Annotated in this window: 14 protein-coding genes; 8 read left to right on the forward strand and 6 right to left on the reverse strand. The window is 73.2% G+C overall.

Going from position 1 to position 18,373, the window contains the following annotated elements; genetic code table 11:
• Positions 1–62: 62 nt before the first annotated feature.
• From Ani05nite_RS07035 to Ani05nite_RS07045, 3 genes are all read right to left on the reverse strand, one after another.
• A complete protein-coding gene (locus Ani05nite_RS07035; protein ID WP_239129431.1) occupies positions 63–1,346 on the reverse strand; it encodes a multidrug effflux MFS transporter in 1,284 nt (427 codons plus the stop codon).
• A 199-nt stretch (positions 1,347–1,545) separates the two neighbouring features.
• Positions 1,546–3,180, reverse strand: coding sequence for a beta-1,3-glucanase family protein (locus Ani05nite_RS07040; RefSeq protein WP_203766133.1), 1,635 nt, complete (start codon positions 3,178–3,180; stop codon positions 1,546–1,548).
• 170 nt (positions 3,181–3,350) lie between these two features.
• Positions 3,351–4,898 (reverse strand): ricin-type beta-trefoil lectin domain protein, encoded by a 1,548-nt coding sequence (locus Ani05nite_RS07045; protein WP_239129432.1) that lies wholly within the window; start codon positions 4,896–4,898, stop codon positions 3,351–3,353.
• A 336-nt stretch (positions 4,899–5,234) separates the two neighbouring features.
• Here Ani05nite_RS07045 and Ani05nite_RS07050 point away from each other — a divergent pair, with 336 nt between their 5' ends.
• The 7 genes from Ani05nite_RS07050 to Ani05nite_RS07080 all read left to right on the forward strand — a co-directional run bounded on the left by Ani05nite_RS07050 (position 5,235) and on the right by Ani05nite_RS07080 (position 14,108).
• The gene (locus Ani05nite_RS07050; RefSeq protein WP_023561244.1) at positions 5,235–5,438 is read left to right on the forward strand and encodes a cold-shock protein; all 204 of its coding nucleotides are present in this window, start codon (positions 5,235–5,237) and stop codon (positions 5,436–5,438) included.
• 100 nt (positions 5,439–5,538) lie between these two features.
• Entirely contained in the window at positions 5,539–6,270 is a 732-nt protein-coding gene (locus Ani05nite_RS07055) for a class I SAM-dependent methyltransferase (protein ID WP_239129433.1), read from the forward strand.
• A gap of 95 nt (positions 6,271–6,365) precedes the next feature.
• Positions 6,366–7,529 carry an NAD(+)/NADH kinase gene (locus tag Ani05nite_RS07060; protein ID WP_239129434.1) on the forward strand — a complete coding sequence of 388 codons (1,164 nt, stop codon included), beginning with the start codon at positions 6,366–6,368 and terminating at the stop codon, positions 7,527–7,529.
• Entirely contained in the window at positions 7,526–7,819 is a 294-nt protein-coding gene (locus Ani05nite_RS07065; protein WP_203766137.1) for a UBP-type zinc finger domain-containing protein, read from the forward strand. Before Ani05nite_RS07060 ends, Ani05nite_RS07065 begins: the two co-directional genes overlap by 4 nt.
• Before the next feature lie 10 nt (positions 7,820–7,829).
• The gene (locus tag Ani05nite_RS07070; protein WP_203766139.1) at positions 7,830–9,488 is read left to right on the forward strand and encodes an NAD(P)/FAD-dependent oxidoreductase; all 1,659 of its coding nucleotides are present in this window, start codon (positions 7,830–7,832) and stop codon (positions 9,486–9,488) included.
• Positions 9,489–10,922 carry an ATP-binding protein gene (locus Ani05nite_RS07075; RefSeq protein WP_203766141.1) on the forward strand — a complete coding sequence of 478 codons (1,434 nt, stop codon included), beginning with the start codon at positions 9,489–9,491 and terminating at the stop codon, positions 10,920–10,922.
• A gap of 147 nt (positions 10,923–11,069) precedes the next feature.
• Positions 11,070–14,108 (forward strand): MXAN_6230/SCO0854 family RING domain-containing protein, encoded by a 3,039-nt coding sequence (locus Ani05nite_RS07080; protein WP_203766143.1) that lies wholly within the window; start codon positions 11,070–11,072, stop codon positions 14,106–14,108.
• 50 nt (positions 14,109–14,158) lie between these two features.
• Here Ani05nite_RS07080 and Ani05nite_RS07085 read toward each other — a convergent pair whose 3' ends face one another.
• Genes Ani05nite_RS07085 through Ani05nite_RS07095 form a run of 3 tightly spaced genes read right to left on the reverse strand, consistent with a single transcriptional unit; the run spans position 14,159 to position 16,801 of the window.
• Positions 14,159–14,665 (reverse strand): mycothiol transferase, encoded by a 507-nt coding sequence (locus Ani05nite_RS07085; protein WP_203766145.1) that lies wholly within the window; start codon positions 14,663–14,665, stop codon positions 14,159–14,161.
• 34 nt (positions 14,666–14,699) lie between these two features.
• The gene (locus tag Ani05nite_RS07090) at positions 14,700–15,437 is read right to left on the reverse strand and encodes a hypothetical protein (protein ID WP_203766147.1); all 738 of its coding nucleotides are present in this window, start codon (positions 15,435–15,437) and stop codon (positions 14,700–14,702) included.
• Positions 15,438–15,475: 38 nt separating this feature from the next.
• Entirely contained in the window at positions 15,476–16,801 is a 1,326-nt protein-coding gene (locus Ani05nite_RS07095) for an MFS transporter (protein ID WP_203766149.1), read from the reverse strand.
• Positions 16,802–17,072: 271 nt separating this feature from the next.
• On the opposite strand from Ani05nite_RS07095, the gene Ani05nite_RS07100 reads away from it, so the two are divergent.
• Positions 17,073–17,975, forward strand: a complete 903-nt coding sequence (locus Ani05nite_RS07100) for an endonuclease domain-containing protein (RefSeq protein ID WP_203766151.1) — start codon at positions 17,073–17,075, stop codon at positions 17,973–17,975.
• Positions 17,976–18,373 lie beyond the last annotated feature (398 nt).

Raw genomic sequence — 18,373 nt, forward strand, 5'->3', positions numbered from 1 at the left:
CACCGGCACGTCCGCGGGCCGGGCTCCCCGGCACGCCGTGCCCCGGGGCCTTGCTCGGAGACTCAGTGTCCGGTGACGACCGCGGGGTTCGCGTCCTCGACCGGCAGCAGCCAGGGCCGCACCACCAGCAGCAGCACCAGGTTGGCCGCGACCATGCCCCCCGCGATCACCAGAGCCATCCCCACCGCCCCCGTGCCGAGCACGCCGACCAGCGGCGCGGCCAGCGCGCCCACGCCGAACTGCACCGCGCCCAGCAGCGCGGCCGCCGTGCCCGCTGCCTCGCCGTGGCGGGACAGGGCCAGCGCCGGCGCGTTCGGGAAGGCCAGGCCGGCCGAGGCCAGCACCACCCACAGCGGGATCAGCACGCCGACCAGGCCGCCGAAGCCGGTGGCCGCGAACAGCAGCAGCACCAGGCCGGCCACCGCGCCCGCGGCCAGCGACGAGACCAGGATCTGGGCGGGGGTCCAGCGGCGCAGCAGCCGGACGTTGAGCTGGGTGGCGGTGATCAGGCCGACCGCGCCGGCGCCGAAGACGAAGCCGAACTCCTGCTCGTTCAGGCCGTACTGCTCCTGGAAGACGAAGGAGGAGCCCGACACGTACGCGAACAGCGCCGCCATCGCCAGCCCGGCCACCAGGATCAGCCCGAGGTAGGGACGGTCGCCGAAGAGCCGGCCGTAGTCGCGCAGGGTGCCGAGCACGCCGCCGTTGCGCCGGCGCTCGACCGGCAGGGTCTCGGGCAGGGCCAGCGCCGTCACGGTGAGCATCGCGACGCCGAACAGAGCCAGCACGACGAAGACGCCGCGCCAGGACGTCCAGTTCAGCGTGATGCCGCCGAGCGTCGGGGCCAGGATCGGCGCGGCGCCCATCACCAGCATGAGGCGGGAGAGCAGCTTGGCGGCGGCGAGACCGGTGAACAGGTCCCGCACGATGGCCATCGCCACGACCGCGGCGGCCGCGGCGCCGAGCCCCTGGAGCACGCGCAGCGTGCCGAGCAGGGCCAGGTTGGGCGCGATCACGCAGAGGACCGACGCCAGGATGTGCACGGCGACGCCGGCCAGCAGCGGCGCGCGGCGCCCGACGGCGTCGGACACCGGGCCGATCAGCAGCTGGCCGAGCGCCAGGCCGGCCAGGGTGCCGGTGAGGGTGAGCTGCACCGCCGCGGTGGTGGTCTGCAGGTCGTCGGTGATCGTCGGCAGCGACGGCAGGTACATGTCGATGGTGAGCGGGCCGAGGGCGATCAGGAAGCCGAGCACCAGCACGAGCTGAAGCCGCTCGCGGGCAGACATGCGCTCCCCGGGCGTCAGCGCCACCGGCGGTGCTGCGAGGCGTTCGGGCGCCTGGGTCATGAGGTGGATCCCATCTCGTCGTCCGGTCGGTCGCTGTCCAGCGTCCGACACAGGTACGACAAGTTCGGGCCCGCTCCGGGGATTCCCCGGAAAGCAATTTCGTGCCGCCCGTCACAGTGGCCGGGAATTCGCGGAAATGGCCCGGCGCGCCGACCGAAGAATGGTAATCCGGTTGACGCGCCGGGCCCCCGGCCGACGGTCAGAACGGCGTCAGCACGATGCCGGCCTGCCGCGGGTCGCCGGAGTGCACCAGCGACTCCTGGTTCTGCACGTCGTCGAAGGCGAAGCCGTACGCCTTCCCGTCGACCATCTGCTCGTGGATGATCCGCGAGTAGTGGTTGGTCAGCGTCCCCCGGTAGAAGTCGGCCGCGGTCCCGCTGGGCTGGGTGTCCAGCGTGCCCAGCGTGCTGCGGTGCAGGGCGGCGCAGAGCGTCCGGGCGATCGGCCCGACGACCTGGTCGTTGGGGGCGCCCAGGGCCCCGTCACAGCCCCACACGTTGGCGGTGGAGGGCTTGGTGAAGGAGGCCACCGTCCGGCCGGTGGTGTCGGTGAAGTTCATGACGGCGCCGCTGGTCCGGCCGAAGAACTTGACGTTCGGCTGGTCGCCGAACGGCACCACGGTCAGCGTCCGGCCGGCGTACGCGTTCCACGCCGAGGTGATGTACGGGTCCAGGTACGTGGCGCTGAACTGTCCGCTGTCGGCGGCCTTGCCCGGCGCCAGCACCCGCAGCACGGTCCCGTCCGCGCGGGTGTAGACGGTCTTCTCAAAGCCCGGCTGGGCCTTGATCTGGTCGATGACCCGCTGCCGCCCGCCGGCCTTGAGCTCGCCGGTCCGGCTGGTCGCGCCGTTGCCGCCCTGCACCGACACGATGTGCGGCACGGCGAACATGTCGACCTGTGAGCTGTTGAGCCAGAGCCCGGAGTCGTTGAGCGTGAACTCGCTCCAGTCGAACAGGATGTCCTTGTTGGGGTCGGCCCCGGCCCACGGCGCGGGCTGGACCAGCCCGTCGGTGCTGAGCCGGAAGTCGAGCTTGCGGCCGAACGACATGTAGAGCCGGCCGGAGAGGTTCTTCGGCATCCTGATGGTGGTGCTGGCGCCGTTGCCCGGCCCGGGGATCGACACGTCCGGCGCGGGCACCGGGGTGGGCTGGCCGCCGGTCCAGTTGGTGAACGCGCCGGCGGAGTTGACGTAGCCCAGCTTGCCGGTGGTCAGGTTGACGCCGAGCAGGTAGAGGTACACCGCGTCGGAGCGGCCGGTGTGGTTGGTGACGGTGACCGGCAGCAGGTTCGACGCCGGCGGCGGGGCCGGGTCGGTGGCCGGGGCCGTGGTGGGCGTGGTCGCCGGTGGCCGGGTGGTGGGCGCGGTGGTGGGCGCGGTGGTGGCCGGCGTGGTCGGCCCGACGGTCGGCCGGGTCGTCGGCGCGACCGTGGGCGCGGTCGGGCCGCCTCCGCAGGGCTGGCCGTTGAGCAGGCAGTTGACCGGCGTGCCGCCCGCGCCGACCAGGCCGAAGGAGACCTTGCCGCCGGCCGGGACGGCCCCGTTCCAGGACCGGTTGGTGAAGGTCCGGTGGTTGCCGGCCGCGACCATGTCGGCCTCCCAGTAGCTGCCCACGGTGCCGCCGGCGGGCAGGTCGAACTCCACCTTCCAGGACGTCAGCGCGGCGGAGCCACCGTTGCTGATGGTGACGTCGCCCTGCCAGCCGGAGCCCCAGTCGGAGGTCTTGGTGAAGGCCGCGGTCGCCGCGGCGGCGGACGCCGGCAGGGCGATCCAGGTGGTCCCCGCGGCCGCCAGGACGGCGGCCGCGGAGAGGATGAGTGTTCGCTTGCGGCGCATGGGGGTGTGCCTCCGGAGGGGGATGAGCGGGGATCCCCTAATTATTAGGAGTCCTAACTGCAGATTCGTTAATTAAGACCATCATTAAAGTTCTGCTCAGGAACGGCGCACACAAAGAGTTGCCCGCCGATCGCGGACAGCGCGATCGGCGGGCGATAACAGTTTCTTGCCTATGCGCGCCGCCACTTCTGGTTGGCGCCGCCGGTGCAGTCCCAGAGGATGAGCCGGGCGCCGTCGTTGGCGTTCCAGGCGTCGATGTCGACGCACTTGTTCGCCTGCGGGTTGACCAGGTCGCCGGCCGCCGAGAGGACGAACTGCTGGGCCGGGTTGCCGCTGCAGTTGGCGATCTGGATCACCGCGCCGTTCGCCGTCGAGCCCCAGGCCACGTCCATGCACTTGTTGTTCGAGGTCTGCAGCGTGCCGTTGACGAAGGTCCACTTCTGCGCGGCGGTGTTGTTGCAACCCCACATCTGCAGGGGCACGCCGTCGGCGAAGTTGGCGTTCGGCACGTCGATGCACTTGCCGTTCAGGTTGCTGACCAGCGAGTTGCCCCCGCTGCCGCTGCCGCTGGTGGTCAGCGACAGGCCGTAGACGCCGAGGATCTCGTTGACCGGCTGGAACCACATGGTGCCGCCGGACGAGCAGTTGCCGCTGCCGCCGGAGGTCACGCCCTGGGCCTGGTTGCCGGAGATCCAGGAGCCGCCGGAGTCGCCCGGCTCGGCGCAGGCGTTGCTGCGGACCAGGCCGGAGACGGCGCCCTGGGCGTACACGATCGTCTCGTCGCGGCCCAGGATGGTGCCGCAGCGCCAGCCCGTGGTGCGCCCGGACCGGCAGACAGAGCTGCCGACGGCGGCGTCCTGGGAGCCGGCGACCAGCACGTTGCCGCCGGCGTAGTTGTTGACCCAGGGCTGAGGCGTCCAGTTGCCGTTGGTCCGGATCCACGAGTAGTCGTTGCCCGGGAAGGACGAGCCGGCGAAGGTGCCCTGGGCGACGTTGTTGTAGCCCAGCGTCGGGCTGTTCACGCCGCCGCAGTGCCCGGCGCTGACGAACCCGCCGGCGACCGCGAAGCCCACCGAGCAGAGCGTGTTGCCGTTGATCACGTACTGGTCGCCGCCGCGGATGTCGTACATCGGCCGGGGCGCCTCGGCCGCCTCGACGACCGTGACCGCCCCGGCGCCGCTGGCCGCGGCGAAGGCGCGGGCGGCGGCCGACCGGCCGGGCGCGGCGGTGACCACCACGCGGTTGGCCGCGACGTCGACGTACCAGCCGTGGACGGTGGTGTTCGCCACCTTCGCGGCGTTCCGGTCGAGCTTGCCGCGCGCGGCAGCGAGGTCCGCGGCGCTGTGCGCGACCACCGCGGCGATGGCGCCCGCGGCACGGACCGTCGCGGCGGCGGCGGGATCGGTGACCGCCACGGTGAGCCGGGCGGCGCCGGCCGGGATCCAGGCGCCGGCGTAGGCCGCGCCGAGCTGATTGCGCAGCCGCTTCTCGACCACCGGGGCGGCGGCCTCGGTGGCGAGCCGGGCCGCGATCTGGTCGTCGGTCAGCCGCAGGTCGCGCCGCATCGCCGCGACCATGCCGGGCGCCATGTCGAAGCGGGCGGCGGCGGTGGGCGCGGGGGGTACGGGCGACTCGGCAGCGAAGCCGGCCGCCGGCAGCACGCCGAGGAGGGTGAGCGCCGCGGTGGCGACGCCCAGGGAACGAGCAGCACGGGACATGGGGGGTCCTTCCGCTGAGCCGGGGATCTCCGGGGATGGGAGAGCGCTCTCTGAATCGGAGTGTGTCGATTTGTTAACGAGCTGTCAAGAAACTTTGCTGATCGTTGTCCATCGATGTCAGCGCGTCATCGCCCGGCACCGGGCCGCCGGACGTGCTAGCTTGGGCGGGTTGCCGTTCCGATTTCTCATATTTGCCGGAGCTTCTCATATTTGCCAGAGCCTGGTGGGTATCCGAACCCGCCGGGCTTTTGTCGTATGAGTCCGGTTTCCTGTTCCTGAGGGGCGGCGACGGAGTTCGCGAGGTGCGAGCTCCCTGTGGTTTCGAAAGGGTTCAGCATGGCTGTCGGCACAGTGAAGTGGTTCAACGCGGACAAGGGCTTCGGCTTCATCACCCAGGACGGCGGTGCGCCGGACGTGTTCGCTCACTTCTCCGCCATCGCCTCTGACGGGTACCGCACCCTCGAGGAGAACCAGCGGGTGGAGTTCGACATCGAGCAGGGCCAGAAGGGCCTGCAGGCGGCGAACATCCGTCCCATCTGACGAACGTCGGCGAGGGCCGTGCCTTCCGCGTAGCCGCGGAGGGCACGGCCCTCGGTCGTTTACCCCCGTCCCGATCTCTTACTGCGACGAAACGAGTTCTGTGAAGACGTACTCCGGAGCCCCCTACGCGGCCGCCACCCACAGCGCGCTGCAGCGACGACTGCTGCGCAACGCCTCGTTCCCGCCGCGCACCGCGCAGCAGGACGCGCTCAAGATGAGCGCCGTGCCGATGGTCCCGGAGGTCCACCTCTTCCTCGCCGAGGACTCCGTGCTGCTCTGGGCCCGGCTCGAGACCGAGGACGGGCCGCTGTCCGCGCCGTACTGGGCGACGCCGTGGCCCGGTGGCCAGGCCCTGGCCCGCTACGTCCTGGACAACCCCGAGCTGGTCGCCGGCCGGCGGGTGCTGGACCTCGCGTCGGGCTCCGGCCTGGTCGCCATCGCCGCCGCGCTCGCCGGCGCCGCCGAGGTGACCGCCAACGACACGGACGGTTACGCCATCGCGGCGATCCAGGCCAACGCCAACGCCAACGGCGTGCTGATCGCCACCGTCGCGGACGACCTCACCGACGGTGACGGCGAGGACTACGAGGTCATCCTGGCCGGTGACTGCCTCTACACCGCCGAGGTCGCCGCCAAGATGCTGCCGTTCATCGGCCGCGCGATGCAGCGCGGCGCGACGGTGCTGCTCGGCGACCCCGGCCGGGGGTACGCGCCGCCCGGCCTGCTGCGCACGCTGACCACGTACGAGTCGGCCCCGCTGGTCTCCGGCGAGGACGGCCAGCGCGACCAGACCAGCGTGCTGACCCCGGTGGCCGTCGCCCTCACGAGCTAGATCCCTCTCGCAGTCACCCGGTCGGACGTGCAAGGCTGAACGCTGACGCGTGCGGCCGGGGGAAGCGGGATGATCGTGGGGTATCAGTCGTGGGCATGATCAAGGTGGTCGGGCTGGTCCTGCATCCCCGGCGGGACTGCGGCGCCGCCATCCAGGCCATCGTCGCCTGGGCCGCCGCGCGCGACGTCACGGTGCTGGGCCTGCACGACGAGATCAGCCGGATCGACTGCGACGCCGTCGCGGTCGACGCCGAGGAGATGGTCGAGCGGGCCGGCCTGCTGGTCAGCCTGGGCGGCGACGGCACCATGTTGCGCACGATGCGCCTGGTCGAGGGCCGCAAGACGCCCGTGCTGGGGGTCAACGTCGGGCGCCTCGGCTTCCTCGCCGAGGTGGACCTGCCGGACCTGGCGGGCGCGCTCTCCTCGATCGACGAGCACCGGTTCACCATCGAGTCCCGCACCGCGGTGCGCACGGTGCTGCCCGGCGGCCAGGAGGTCTCTGCCTTCAACGACGTCGCGCTGGTCCGGGTGCCCGGCGACGGGCTGGCCCACGTCGGCATCACCGTCGAGGGCAGCAACTTCGTCCGGTACGCGGCCGACGCCGTGATCGTCGCCACCCCGACCGGCTCGACCGCGTACAGCTTCTCGGCCGGCGGCCCGATCGTGTCGCCCAACGTCGAGGGCCTGCTGGTCAGCGCGGCCGCCGCGCACTCGTCGTTCAACCGCTCGCTGGTGCTCTCGCCGGACGAGCGGTTGCGGCTGGACGTGCTGGCCACCAGCGGCCGGCTGGCCATCGAGGTCGACGGCATCATCTCCGGCTACGCCGAGGCCGGCCAGCAGCTCGACATCACCCCGGTGCCCGGCGCCGCCCAGGTCATCCGCTTCGGCCGCACGTCGTTCTACGAGCGGGCCCGGCGCAAGCTGCGGGTCGAGGGCAGCGCCCAGGTCGGTTCCGGCGACGTGTCGGACGCGACCGTGGTCGACAGCTTCGAGCAGTCCCGCTACGAGATCCTGCTCGGCGGCGAGCTCGCCGGGGTCCTGCACTACCGCCGCCACGGCGGCGCGGTCGAGCTCGCGCACACCGAGATCGACCAGGCCTTCGAGGGTCGCGGGCTGGCCGGCCGGCTCGCCGCGGCCGCGCTCGCCGACGCCCGCGGGCGCGCCACCCCGGTGGTGGTGAGCTGCCCGTACGTCGCCGGCTACGTCGAACGGCACCCCGAGTTCAAGGATCTGCTCGCCACGAGAGGAAATCCCGGATGACCAACCCCGTCTGCACCCACGTCGACCAGGTCCAGGACGTCGAGCCGTCGGGTGACGGCTGCGTGGAATGCCTGGCCGAGGGCGGCCGCTGGGTGCACCTGCGGGTCTGCATGACCTGCGGGCACGTCGGCTGCTGCGACTCGTCGCCCGGCAAGCACGCCACCGCGCACTTCCACGGCATCGGCCACCCGATCGTGCAGTCGTACGAGCCGGGCGAGCGATGGTGGTGGTGCTACCAGGACAACGTGGCCTTCGAGGTCGCCGACGCCCCCTCGTTCACGCACCCCTGAGGACTGACCCATGGGCCATCCCGCCATCCTGACCGTCGACGACGATGCCTCGGTGTCCCGGGCGATCGCCCGGGACCTGCGCCGCCGCTACGGCGAGGCGTACCGGATCATCCGGGCCGCCTCCGCCGCCGAGGCCCTCGAGGCGCTCAAGGAGCTCAAGCTGCGCGGCGGCCGGGTGGCCGTCATCCTGGCCGACTACCGGATGCCGCAGATGAACGGCATCGAGTTCCTCGAGCAGGCGATGGACCTGTTCCCCCACGCGCGCCGCGCGCTGCTGACCGCGTACGCGGACACGGACGCCGCGATCCAGGCGATCAACGTGGTCGACGTGGACCACTACCTGCTCAAGCCCTGGGACCCGCCGGAGGAGAAGCTCTACCCGGTCATCGACGCGCTGCTGGACGCCTGGCAGGCCACCGGGGACCGCGAGGTCACCGACATCCGGGTGGTCGGGCACCGGTGGAGCGAGCCGTCGTACCAGATCCGGGACTTCCTGGCGCGCAACCTGGTGCCGTACAAGTGGCTCGCCGCCGACGACCCGGAGGGCCGCCGCCTGCTGGAGGCGGCCGGGGTCGGCCCGGAATCGATCCCGCTGGTGGTCACCGCCGACGGCCGGGCGATGGCGCAGCCGACGCCGTCCGAGGTCGCCGAGGCGGCCGGGCTGTCGACCGCGCCGGAGCGCGACTTCTACGACCTGATCATCGTGGGCGGCGGGCCGGCCGGGCTCGGCGCGGCCGTCTACGGCGCCTCCGAGGGCCTCAAGACGCTGCTGGTGGAGCGGCAGGCGGTGGGTGGGCAGGCCGGGCAAAGCTCGCGGATCGAGAACTACCTCGGCTTCCCCGACGGCATCTCCGGCGCGCAGCTCACCGACCGGGCCCGCCGGCAGGCCGGCAAGTTCTCCGCCGAGGTGCTCAACACCCGCGAGGTGGTCGGGCTGCGCGCCGACGGCTCGGCCCGCACCCTGCGCTTCGCCGACGGCGGGGAGATCTCGGCGCACTCGATCGTGCTGGCCACCGGCGTGGCGTACCGGCCGCTGGCCGCCGCCGGCGTCGCCGAGCTGACCGGCTCGGGCGTCTACTACGGCTCGGCCGCGACCGAGGGCCCGTCCTGCGCGGGCAGCGACGTCTACATCATCGGCGGGGCGAATTCCGCCGGTCAGGCGGCGCTGTTCTTCGCCCGGTACGCCCGCAGCGTCACCCTGCTGGTGCGGGGCGACTCCCTCGAGGCGTCGATGTCGTACTACCTGATCCAGCAGCTCAACAAGATCGACAACGTGCACGTCCGGACCCGGTGCGAGGTGGTCGGCGCCCAGGGCAACGGGCACCTGCAGGCGATCACCATCTGTGACAGCAAGAACAACACGGTGACCAGCGTCGAGTGCGGCTACCTGTTCGTCTTCATCGGCGCCGAGCCGCGCACCGACTGGCTGGGCGGCGCCGTGGCCCGCGACGAGAAGGGCTTCGTCTACACGGGCCCGGATCTGCTCACAAATGGCACCCGTCCGGCGGGATGGGATCGGGACCGGGATCCGTTCTACCTGGAGTGCAGTGTTCCCGGCATCTTCGCCGCCGGCGACGTCCGGGCCAACTCGGTGAAACGGGTGGCCTCGGCGGTCGGCGAGGGGGCGATGGCCGTCACGCTGGTCCATCGTTACCTGGAGGCACAGTAGATGTCCGCGCCCAAGCTCACGCCTGACGAGCTCAGGACCCTGTTCCTGTTCGAGAAGCTCACCGACGACCAGCTCGCCTGGATCGCCGAGCACGGCTGCGTCGAGCACGTGGCCGCCGGTGAGCTGGTGATCGAGGAGGGCGCGCCCGCCGACAAGTTCTTCCTGCTGCTCAGCGGCACCATCGCGCTCAGCCGCCGGGTCGGCCAGGACGACGTGCAGACCACCCGCACCGAGCAGCGCGGCGTGTACATGGGCGCCACCCAGGCGTACATCCGGGACGAGGGGGTCGAGCGCAAGTACATGGCGTCCATGCGCGCCCTCGACGACTCGGACTTCTTCGTGCTGTCGGCGGCGGACTTCGGCTGGATGATGCGCGAATGGTTCCCGATGGCCATCCACCTGCTGGAGGGCCTGACCCTGGGCATGCGCAGCACCCAGGCGGCCATCTCGGAGCGGCAGCGGCTGGTCGCGCTGGGCGCCCTGTCGGCCGGCCTGATGCACGAGCTGAACAACCCGGCCGCCGCGGCGTCGCGGGCCACCGGCGCGCTGCGCCAGCGGGTCGCCGGCATGCGGCACAAGCTGGGCATGCTGGCCGCGGGCAAGGTCGCCCCGGAGCGGCTGGACGCGCTGGTCGAACTCCAGGAGGACGTCATCGAGCGGGCCGCCAAGGCGCCCGCGCTGACCGCCCTGCAGGCCGCCGACCGCGAGGACGAGCTCGGCGACTGGATGGAGGAGCACCAGGTCACCGGCGGCTGGGACCTGGCGCCGGTGTTCGCCCAGGGCGGCCTCGACATCGAGTGCCTGGAGCTGATCAAGGCCAAGGTGGTCGAGCCCGGCCTGCTCGACCAGGCCATCCACTGGATCGGGTACGCGCTCGAGACCGAGCAGCTGATGAGCGACATCGAGGACGCCACCGGCCGGGTCTCCTCGCTGGTCGCCTCGGCCAAGCAGTACTCGCAGCTGGACCGGGCCGCGCACCAGTGGATCGACGTGCACACCGGCCTGGACAGCACGCTGGTCATGCTGGGTCACAAGATCGGCGACGGCGTCAAGGTGGTCAAGGAGTACGACCGCGGCCTGCCCCAGGTGCCCGCCCACCCGGCCGAGCTCAACCAGGTGTGGACCAACATCATCGACAACGCGGTCCAGGCCATGCACGGCGCCGGCACGCTGACCATCCGGACCTACCGCGAGGACGACCACGTCGTGGTGTCGATCGGCGACACCGGCCCGGGCGTGCCGGAGGAGCTGCGCAAGCGGGTCTTCGAGCCGTTCTTCACCACCAAGGCGGTGGGCGAGGGCACGGGGCTGGGCCTGGACATCTCGTACCGGATCGTGGTCAACGGCCACGGCGGCGACATCGTGCTGCGGTCCCAGCCGGGCGACACCCGCTTCCTGGTCAGCCTGCCGCTGGCCGAGCAGGCGTCGCGTTAATCGGGTGATCCACCGGCCCGCGCCTCCTATGATCGACTCAGCGGTGGGCGGCTCCCCGCGGTGCTTCCTTCTCCACGACTCCTAATCGCCAACTAGCGTCGCGACTCTCCGCCCACCGCTTCCGCATGTCTCGGGGGAGGTCGGACGATGGATGCTTTCGCAGTCGTGCTGCTGCGCCGTACCGCCAGGGTCGCGGTCGCCGCGGCCGGGCCGGGACCGGCCGACGGCGCGGCCTGGGCCGGCGCGCTCGAGGCCGACCTGGCCGAGCGGGGCTGGCTGCTGCACCGTGAGCTGTGGTCCGCCGCCGCCCAGCTGACGCCGCCGCTGCGCGTGCAGTGGGCCGACTGGCTGCTCGCGACGGTCGACGAGCTGACCGGCGCCGACCGCACCATGGTCCCGCTGTACCGGTCCTTCCCGGACACCCCGCGCAACCCCGAGGCGGTCTTCGTCCGGCGGCTGCTGACCCACCTGCTGGCCGTGCCGGGGGCGCCGTGCGTGCTGTGCGGCCGCGAGCAGGACGGCGAGCCGCTGGACCCGTGCGGTCACCCGGTGTGCCGGTCCTGCTTCGCGCCCGAGGAGTTCAGCGCCTGCCCGATCTGCGGGCGCCGGCCCGCGGCCGGGACGCCCTACCTGCCGATGGTCGCGCCGGCCGGGCCGCCGGCGGCCGGGCCCCCGGTACGGGTACGGCTGCTGCGCCTGGAGCACGATCCGGCCGCCGCCGCCACCAAGCTGCGCGACGAACTGGTCGCCCGGCCCGGCGCGCTGGGCGAGGCCGACCGGGCGGACCTGGCGGTGCTGATCAAGGCCACCGCGCCGGCCGAACTCGGCTGGCTGCCCGCCACCGTGCCGGCCCGCGAGACACTCGCGCTGGTGCTGGCGTGGGCGCTGCACGCGACGGCGCTGACCGAGGCGTATCCGGAGGTGCTCGCCGAGACGCGGCGGCGGTGGCAGACGGCGACGGACGTGGCGCGGACGCTGTGGGCGTACTCCGGCGGGGACGCGGGACTGAACCTGCCGGCGCGGGCCGACGGGCCGTCCGCACCGGGGGAGGCGTGGCGGCCGGTGGACGAGCCGGCGACGCCGGTGCCGGTGACCCGGGTGCGGGCGTTGCCGCGGGCGCTGCGCCGGGCCGCCCTCGGGCGCCTGGACGCGTGCGGTGCGGGCGCCGCGGCCGAGGACCTGCGGCGGCATCCGGCGGTGTGGAAGCGGCTGGGGGAGCGGCTGCACCCGTACGAGCGGGTCCCGGCGCACCCGGGCGCGGCGGTCGCGTTCGCGGCGTTGCGTGGCACCCGCACCGCGCGGGATTCCGCGCTCGGCGCGGCCATGGTCGCGGCCGGCGCCGAGGATCCGCGCCGGCTGGTGCTGACCGACCACCCCGACGGTACGGTCACCGTCCGGCTCCGCACCCACGCGGCGTTGGTCGAGCGGGCCTTCGCCGACGGTGACGCCGGCCGGGCCGCGCGGCTGCTCGCCGAGCGCCCCGGCGAGCTGTGGCGGCGGGTCGACCAGCTGCTGCGGACGACGGGACCGGACGGCCACGAGGGGCTGACGGGTGTGCTGCGGGACAGCGCGGGCCGGGTCGCGCCGGGCGTGCTGGCCGCGGCGGCCGCCGAGCTGGCGGGCCGGGACGAGACGGTGGCGGCGACCGAGGAGCAGCTCGCCGCGGTGGCTGCCGCCCGGGCGGCGGCGATGGTCCGGGCGCAGGGTGCCGGCCGGCCGGCCGGTGGCCCGGTGAGCGTTGACCCGGCCGGGACCAGCATCGGGCGGGCGTTCCGGGCGGCCTTCGAGACGCTGAGCCGCCGGTTCGCTGGGCCGGGCGCGGGCGCTGTGCCGGGTGCGGCTGGGCCGGGCGCGGGCGCTGTGCCGGGTGCGGCTGGGCCGAGCGCGGGCGCTGCTGCGGGCGGGGCTGGGCCGAGCGCGGGCGCTGTGCCGGGCGCGGATGTGGGGGTGCCGGGTGCCGCGGGTGCGGTTGCCGGGGCCGGCGCGGAGGCCGGTGCGGCGGCGGGGATCGTCGGCGGGCGGCCGGGACCCGGCATGCCGCGGCGGGTCTTCTTCCCCCGGGGCAGCACCGTGACGACGTGGACCGAGCCCGAGCGCCGTGCCCCGCTGCCCACCGCGGCCGTCGCCGCCGTGCGTACCGTCGTCGACGACGAGCTGGTCCGCCGGGCTGCGGGCCTCGGCCGCTTCGACCTGGCCGTGATCGACGCCGCGCTCGCGCGGGTGCCCATGCCGATGCGGGAGCGGGCCGCCTCCGGCCAGCTCGCCGGCTGGCCGCGCGGCAGCATCCGGGCCCTGCCCGGCGGGCCGGTGCTGCGGCTGTTCCTGCACTGGGAGGACACCGAGGACCACCGGGTCGACCTCGACCTGTCCTGCGGGTTCTACGACGCGAACTGGCAGCGGGTCGGGCACTGCGACTACACCCGGCTGCGGTTCGCCGGCGACGGCGCCGTGCACTCCGGGGACCTCACCTCCGCGCCGGCGCCGCTGGGGGCCACGGAGTTCCTGGATCTGCGGCCGGCCCGCCTCGCCGAGGCCGGGGTGCGCTACGTGCTCCCGGTGGTGATCAGCTACAACGCCGTGCCGTTCGAGCTGCTCACCGAGGCGTTCGCCGGGCTGATGCGGCCGCTGGCCGGCGGCGCCCAGTTCGACGCGGCCCGGGTCGAGCAGCGCTTCGACCTGCGCGGCGACACCCGGATGCTGCTGTCGATGGTCGTCGACCTCACCGGGCGGCAGCTGCTCTGGACCGACCTGGCTCTGCCCGGACGCGGCTACGGGCACAGCGTGACCCGGCACGGCGACCAGCTGGCCCGGGCCGCGGCCGACCAGTGGGAGCACTTCGCGGGCGGCCACCGGGCGACCCTGCTGGACCTGCTGGCCTGGCAGGCGGCCGGCCGCGCGGACCGGGTGCTGGTGGCCCACGCCGACGGCACGTGCACCGAGGTGGAGCCGGCGGTCCCGGCTATCCGGGCGGCCGCGGCCGCCGACACCGGGGTGCTCCCGGCCGTGGACGGGACGCGCGGCCGGACGGTGCTGGCCGCCACCGTCGACGGCGAGACGCTGGACCGGCTCGTGCCCGACGGCGTGGCGGCGGGCTCGGTGGCGCTCACGGTCACCGGCGATCCGGGGGAGCCGTGGACGCGCCTACCCGCGGCCGAGGCGCTGGGCCTGCTCGGCGTGGCGGAATAGCAGCCGCCGGCGCCCCCGCTGCGTGCGGGAGCGCCGGCGGCCGGCGTACGTCAGTTCTCGAGCAGGCCCCGCACGTAGGCCGCCTGGCCCACGTGCTGGAGGTCGTCGTTCAGGATGCTCACCAGGCGCACGCCCAGCGTGACCGGCGGATCCCAGGACTCGTCCACCACCCGATCCAGGTCGTCCGCGGTGCGGCCGGCCAGATAGGACAGGGTGCGCTGGTGGACCGCCTCGTAGTAGTCCACCAGCACCGTCGCGCTCTCCGGCCGGACGGCCAGCACCTGCGCCGCCGTGTGGCCGTAGCCGTTGTCGTCCGGGTCCGGCTTCAGGCCGAACCGCTGGGCCCGGTCGCCGCCCACCCACACCTGCTCCCGGCCGGTCAGCTCGGCCAGATAGCCGTCCTGGATCCGGGCCAGGTGCCAGACCAGCCAGGCGATGGTGTTGGCGCCCCCGGCCGGCGGCGTACGCAGCCGCTCCGGGCTCAGCCCCTCGACCGCCGACCGCACCAGGGCGGGCAGCCGGCCGAAGGCCTCGGTGAGCAGTTCGCTGGGGTCCACGGTGACGTGCTCCTTCGCTCGGTGGGAAACGCCGCTACTTGGTCGTGCCCTGGTCCGGGGCGACGTCCTGGTTCGGCTGCTCCTGATCCTGGGTGTCGGGCGGCGGCGTCTGCTCCGGCGCGCCGGTGGTCGGCTCGCCGGCCGGTTCCGTGGTCGGTTCGGTGGCCGGTTCCGTGGTCGGCGCGGTGGTGGGCGCCCCGGACGGCTCCGTCTGCCCGCCGGACGGCTCGGTCGGCTCCCCGGAGGGGGCCGGCGTGCTGTCCGGCGACGGGGTGACCGCCGGCTTCCGCGCCGAGTCGTCGCCGAAGACGCTGCTGACGGTGCTGCGGCCCGTGGACGCGTTGCCCACGGCCGAGGCCACCGACTTGCCCGCGATGAGCTCGAACACCGTCAGCGAGCCGATCGCCAGCACGAACAGCGCCGTCGCGGCGATGGCCACGTGACCCCAGCGCAGGCTCCGGCCGGGCACGACCGTGTGCGACGGGCTCTCCTCCTCGGCCGCCGCGGCGACCGGGGGCGTGCCCACGGCGGCCGGCACCTTCACGAACGTGGGGGCGATGGTGCTGAGCCGTTTGGCCCCCCGGTGCAGCGACCGCTGGTAGAGCTCCGTCCCGACCGAGCCGACGACGCTGGCGACAGCCGCGCCGGCCAGCGTGCCGGCCACTCCCAGGAAGGAACCGATCACCGCCGCGGTGACTGCCGCGAGTGTGCCCGCGATGACCTTGGTGATCTCGATGCCGGACCAGATGCGGTCCGGTGTGCGCTCGCTCATGTCCTCCTCGCATCGAACTGTCGTGAGCGGGCAAAACCTCAACTTTTACCGATGCGCTCGCCGCTAAACCAACCCTTCTCGGCGAGCACCTCCCGCAGCGGCCGGACGATCACGCCCTGCTCGTCGGCGAGGCGCCGTCGGACCAGCTTGCGGGTCCGCAGGATGCCGATCAGGCCGATCACGCCGATCGCGAACTGCACCGACATCGCGACCTTGAAATCCACGATGTCGTACGCGGCCCGGCCGCCCGTGCGGGCGTCCAGGATCAGGCCGACGAGCAGGATCGACACGAGCGAGGCGACGAAGCCCCCCACGTTGACGATGCCCGTGGCCGTGCCCAGCCGGTTCGGCGGGTTGAACGTCCGGGCGAACTCGAACCCGATCATCGAGCCCGGTCCGCCGAGCCCGAGCGCCAGCACGAGCACCACCAGCACCGCCAGCGGCGCCCGCCCCGGCCAGGCGATGACCAGCCCCCAGCCCAGGGCGTTGGCGCCGATCACGCCGAGCACCAGCCAGGAGCGGCGCAACGGATGCCGCTGCACCAGCACGCCGACCACCGGACCGGCGGCCATGCCGGTCAGCACGAACAGGGTGAGCAGCGCGCTCGCCGTACCCCGCGACAGGCCCTCCCCGGCCACCAGGAACGGATAGCCCCAGATCAGGGCGAACACCGTACCGGGAAACTGGGTGGTGAAATGCGTCCACAGCCCGAGCCGGGTGCCCGGATGCCGCCACGCGCTCGCCAGGTCGCTCCCCAGCTGACCCAGGGTCAGGGCCGCGCCGGAGTTGACCCGCCGCTGCGGGGTGTCGTGCAGGGCGACCAGCGCGACGACGGCGACGAACACCCCGGCGCCGGCCGCCGAGACGAACGCGGTGGTCCAGCCCGGACCGGCCAGCAGCGCGGCCAGCGGTACGGCGCTGAGCACCTGCCCCAGCTGCCCGGACAGCCCGGTCAACTGGGTCACCACCGGCACCCGCCGCGCGGGGAACCACTGCGGCACCAGACGCAACACGCTGATGAACGTCATGGCATCGCCGGCCCCGACCAGGACCCGGGCCAGCACGGCCCCGGTGACCCCGTCGGAGAACGCCATCAACGCCTGCCCGGCCGCCATGACGACGGCGCCGCCGACAACCAGGCGCACCGAACCGAACCGGTCCAGCAGCAGCCCGACGGGAACCTGCAGGCCGGCGTAGACCAGCAGCTGCAGCACGGCGAAGGAGGCCAGCGCGCCGGCCCCGATGTCGAAGCGGACCTGTGCGTCCAGCCCGGCGACGCCGAGGGAGGTGCGATGCAGAACCGCGACCACGTAGGCCGTCAGCCCCACGGCCCACACAGCCCAGGCCCGGGCACCGCCCAGCATGACGTCAACTCCATCCGATCGCGTGCACCCACCCTTTCCCGGGCGGGCCGGGAGCGACAACGATCCGGGTCACAAATGGGACGTGTGACCCGTCACGCCGGGGGACTTGGGTTGTTCGCAGGGCTGTCCAGGGCTTGTCCTCAAGGCCTGGGCTGTCCACGGGCCTGGGCTGTCCACAGGCCTGGGCTGGCGGACGGGCCTGGGCTGTCCACAGGCTGGGGCTGTCCACAGGCCCGTCCCGGGGGCGAGGTGGATCTGCCAGGTTGGGGTGATGCAGCTCCCGGCCCTTCAACACGGCGTCCTGACCCGCGACCAGGCCGTCGAGCTGGCCGGGCCGCCCGCTGTCCGCGGGCACGTGCGTCAGGGCCGGTGGCGCCGGATCTGCTCAGGGATCCTGCTGACCAACAACGGTGCGCTGAGCCCGGAACAGCAGCACTGGGTCGCGGTGCTGACCGCCGGGAAGGGCGCCCTGCTGGCCGGAGCGGCGGCCCTGACGGCGAGCGGCGCCCGCGGCCTGCCGGTCAGGCAGATCCCGGTGCTCATCCCGGCCGAGCGGAACGCCAGCCGGCGCGTGCCCCGGCTACCGCCGGACATGCGCACCGTACGGGTGTACCGCAGCAGCGTGCTACCGGTGGAGCACCGTCAGCCGGCCGTCGGGATCCCGCGAACCACAGTGGCCCGGTCGGTGGTCGACGCGGCGGCGTGGGCCCGGTCGGACCGGGAGGCGATCCTGATGGCCGCCGCCGCTTGTCAACAGCGGCTGGTGCGTCCGGAGGAGATCCTGACCGTGCTCAAGGTGATGACGCGGGTGCGGCGGCGGGGGCTGCTGCGGAGAACGCTGAGGGATATCGAGGGCGGGGCGTCGGCGCTGTCGGAGCTCGACCTGCTGGCGCTGTGCCGCCGGTACAGGCTGCCGCTGCCCGACACCCAGCAGCGCCGCCGGGATGCCGATGGGCGGCAGCGGTACCTGGACGCGTACTGGCGGGAGTGGCGGGTGCTGGTGGAGGTGGACGGTGGGTATCACATGAACGTGGCGGAGTGGGCCGGGGACATGATTCGGCAGAACAGGATCTGGCTTGCCGGTGATCGGATTCTTCGGTTTCCCGGGTGGTTGCTGCGGAGTGATCCCGCGGTGGTGGCGGGGCAGATCCGGGAGGCGCTGCAGGTGGGGTAGCGGGTGCGCTGGGCGTCCGGGACTCGGCTCGTCTCAGCGCCGCCCTTCGTCCTCGCCTTTCGTCCTCGCCTCGCCCCTCGCCTACGCCTTCGCCCGCCCCTCGCCCCTGCCCCTCGCCCGCTCCGGCTGCCCAGCTCGGCCAGCGTCGACATGACCCAGCTCCCTACCGATCGTCCTGAACCCCAGCCGGCGGTCTCACCTTGACTCCTGGTGCGGTCGGCTTGGCGGCGGTTGGAGCCGATCTTGTGGCGGGCTGATCGTGGAATGGGGTTCGCCGTCACAAGATTCGCGGTGGGCAGCGGGCGGTGAGCGGTGAGTGGTGCTGGTCGGCTTCGTGGCGTTGGTCGCTTGGTGATGTTGAGCTCGGATCTTGTGGCGGGCTGGCCGTGGAATGGGGC

Source organism: Actinoplanes nipponensis (genome assembly GCF_016862275.1).
GTDB classification, from domain to species: domain Bacteria; phylum Actinomycetota; class Actinomycetes; order Mycobacteriales; family Micromonosporaceae; genus Actinoplanes; species Actinoplanes nipponensis.

Bases quoted from the DNA above. Each gene is read 5' to 3' on its own strand.
- Ani05nite_RS07100 (WP_203766151.1), top strand. From the start codon at position 17,073: ATGCAGCTCCCGGCCCTTCAACACGGCGTCCTGACCCGCGACCAGGCC.
- Ani05nite_RS07070 (WP_203766139.1), top strand. From the start codon at position 7,830: ATGGGCCATCCCGCCATCCTGACCGTCGACGACGATGCCTCGGTGTCC.
- Ani05nite_RS07075 (WP_203766141.1), top strand. From the start codon at position 9,489: ATGTCCGCGCCCAAGCTCACGCCTGACGAGCTCAGGACCCTGTTCCTG.
- Ani05nite_RS07065 (WP_203766137.1), top strand. From the start codon at position 7,526: ATGACCAACCCCGTCTGCACCCACGTCGACCAGGTCCAGGACGTCGAG.
- Ani05nite_RS07035 (WP_239129431.1), bottom strand. From the start codon at position 1,346: ATGACCCAGGCGCCCGAACGCCTCGCAGCACCGCCGGTGGCGCTGACG.
- Ani05nite_RS07040 (WP_203766133.1), bottom strand. From the start codon at position 3,180: ATGCGCCGCAAGCGAACACTCATCCTCTCCGCGGCCGCCGTCCTGGCG.
- Ani05nite_RS07060 (WP_239129434.1), top strand. From the start codon at position 6,366: ATGATCAAGGTGGTCGGGCTGGTCCTGCATCCCCGGCGGGACTGCGGC.
- Ani05nite_RS07090 (WP_203766147.1), bottom strand. From the start codon at position 15,437: ATGAGCGAGCGCACACCGGACCGCATCTGGTCCGGCATCGAGATCACC.
- Ani05nite_RS07080 (WP_203766143.1), top strand. From the start codon at position 11,070: ATGGATGCTTTCGCAGTCGTGCTGCTGCGCCGTACCGCCAGGGTCGCG.
- Ani05nite_RS07095 (WP_203766149.1), bottom strand. From the start codon at position 16,801: ATGCTGGGCGGTGCCCGGGCCTGGGCTGTGTGGGCCGTGGGGCTGACG.
- Ani05nite_RS07045 (WP_239129432.1), bottom strand. From the start codon at position 4,898: ATGTCCCGTGCTGCTCGTTCCCTGGGCGTCGCCACCGCGGCGCTCACC.
- Ani05nite_RS07050 (WP_023561244.1), top strand. From the start codon at position 5,235: ATGGCTGTCGGCACAGTGAAGTGGTTCAACGCGGACAAGGGCTTCGGC.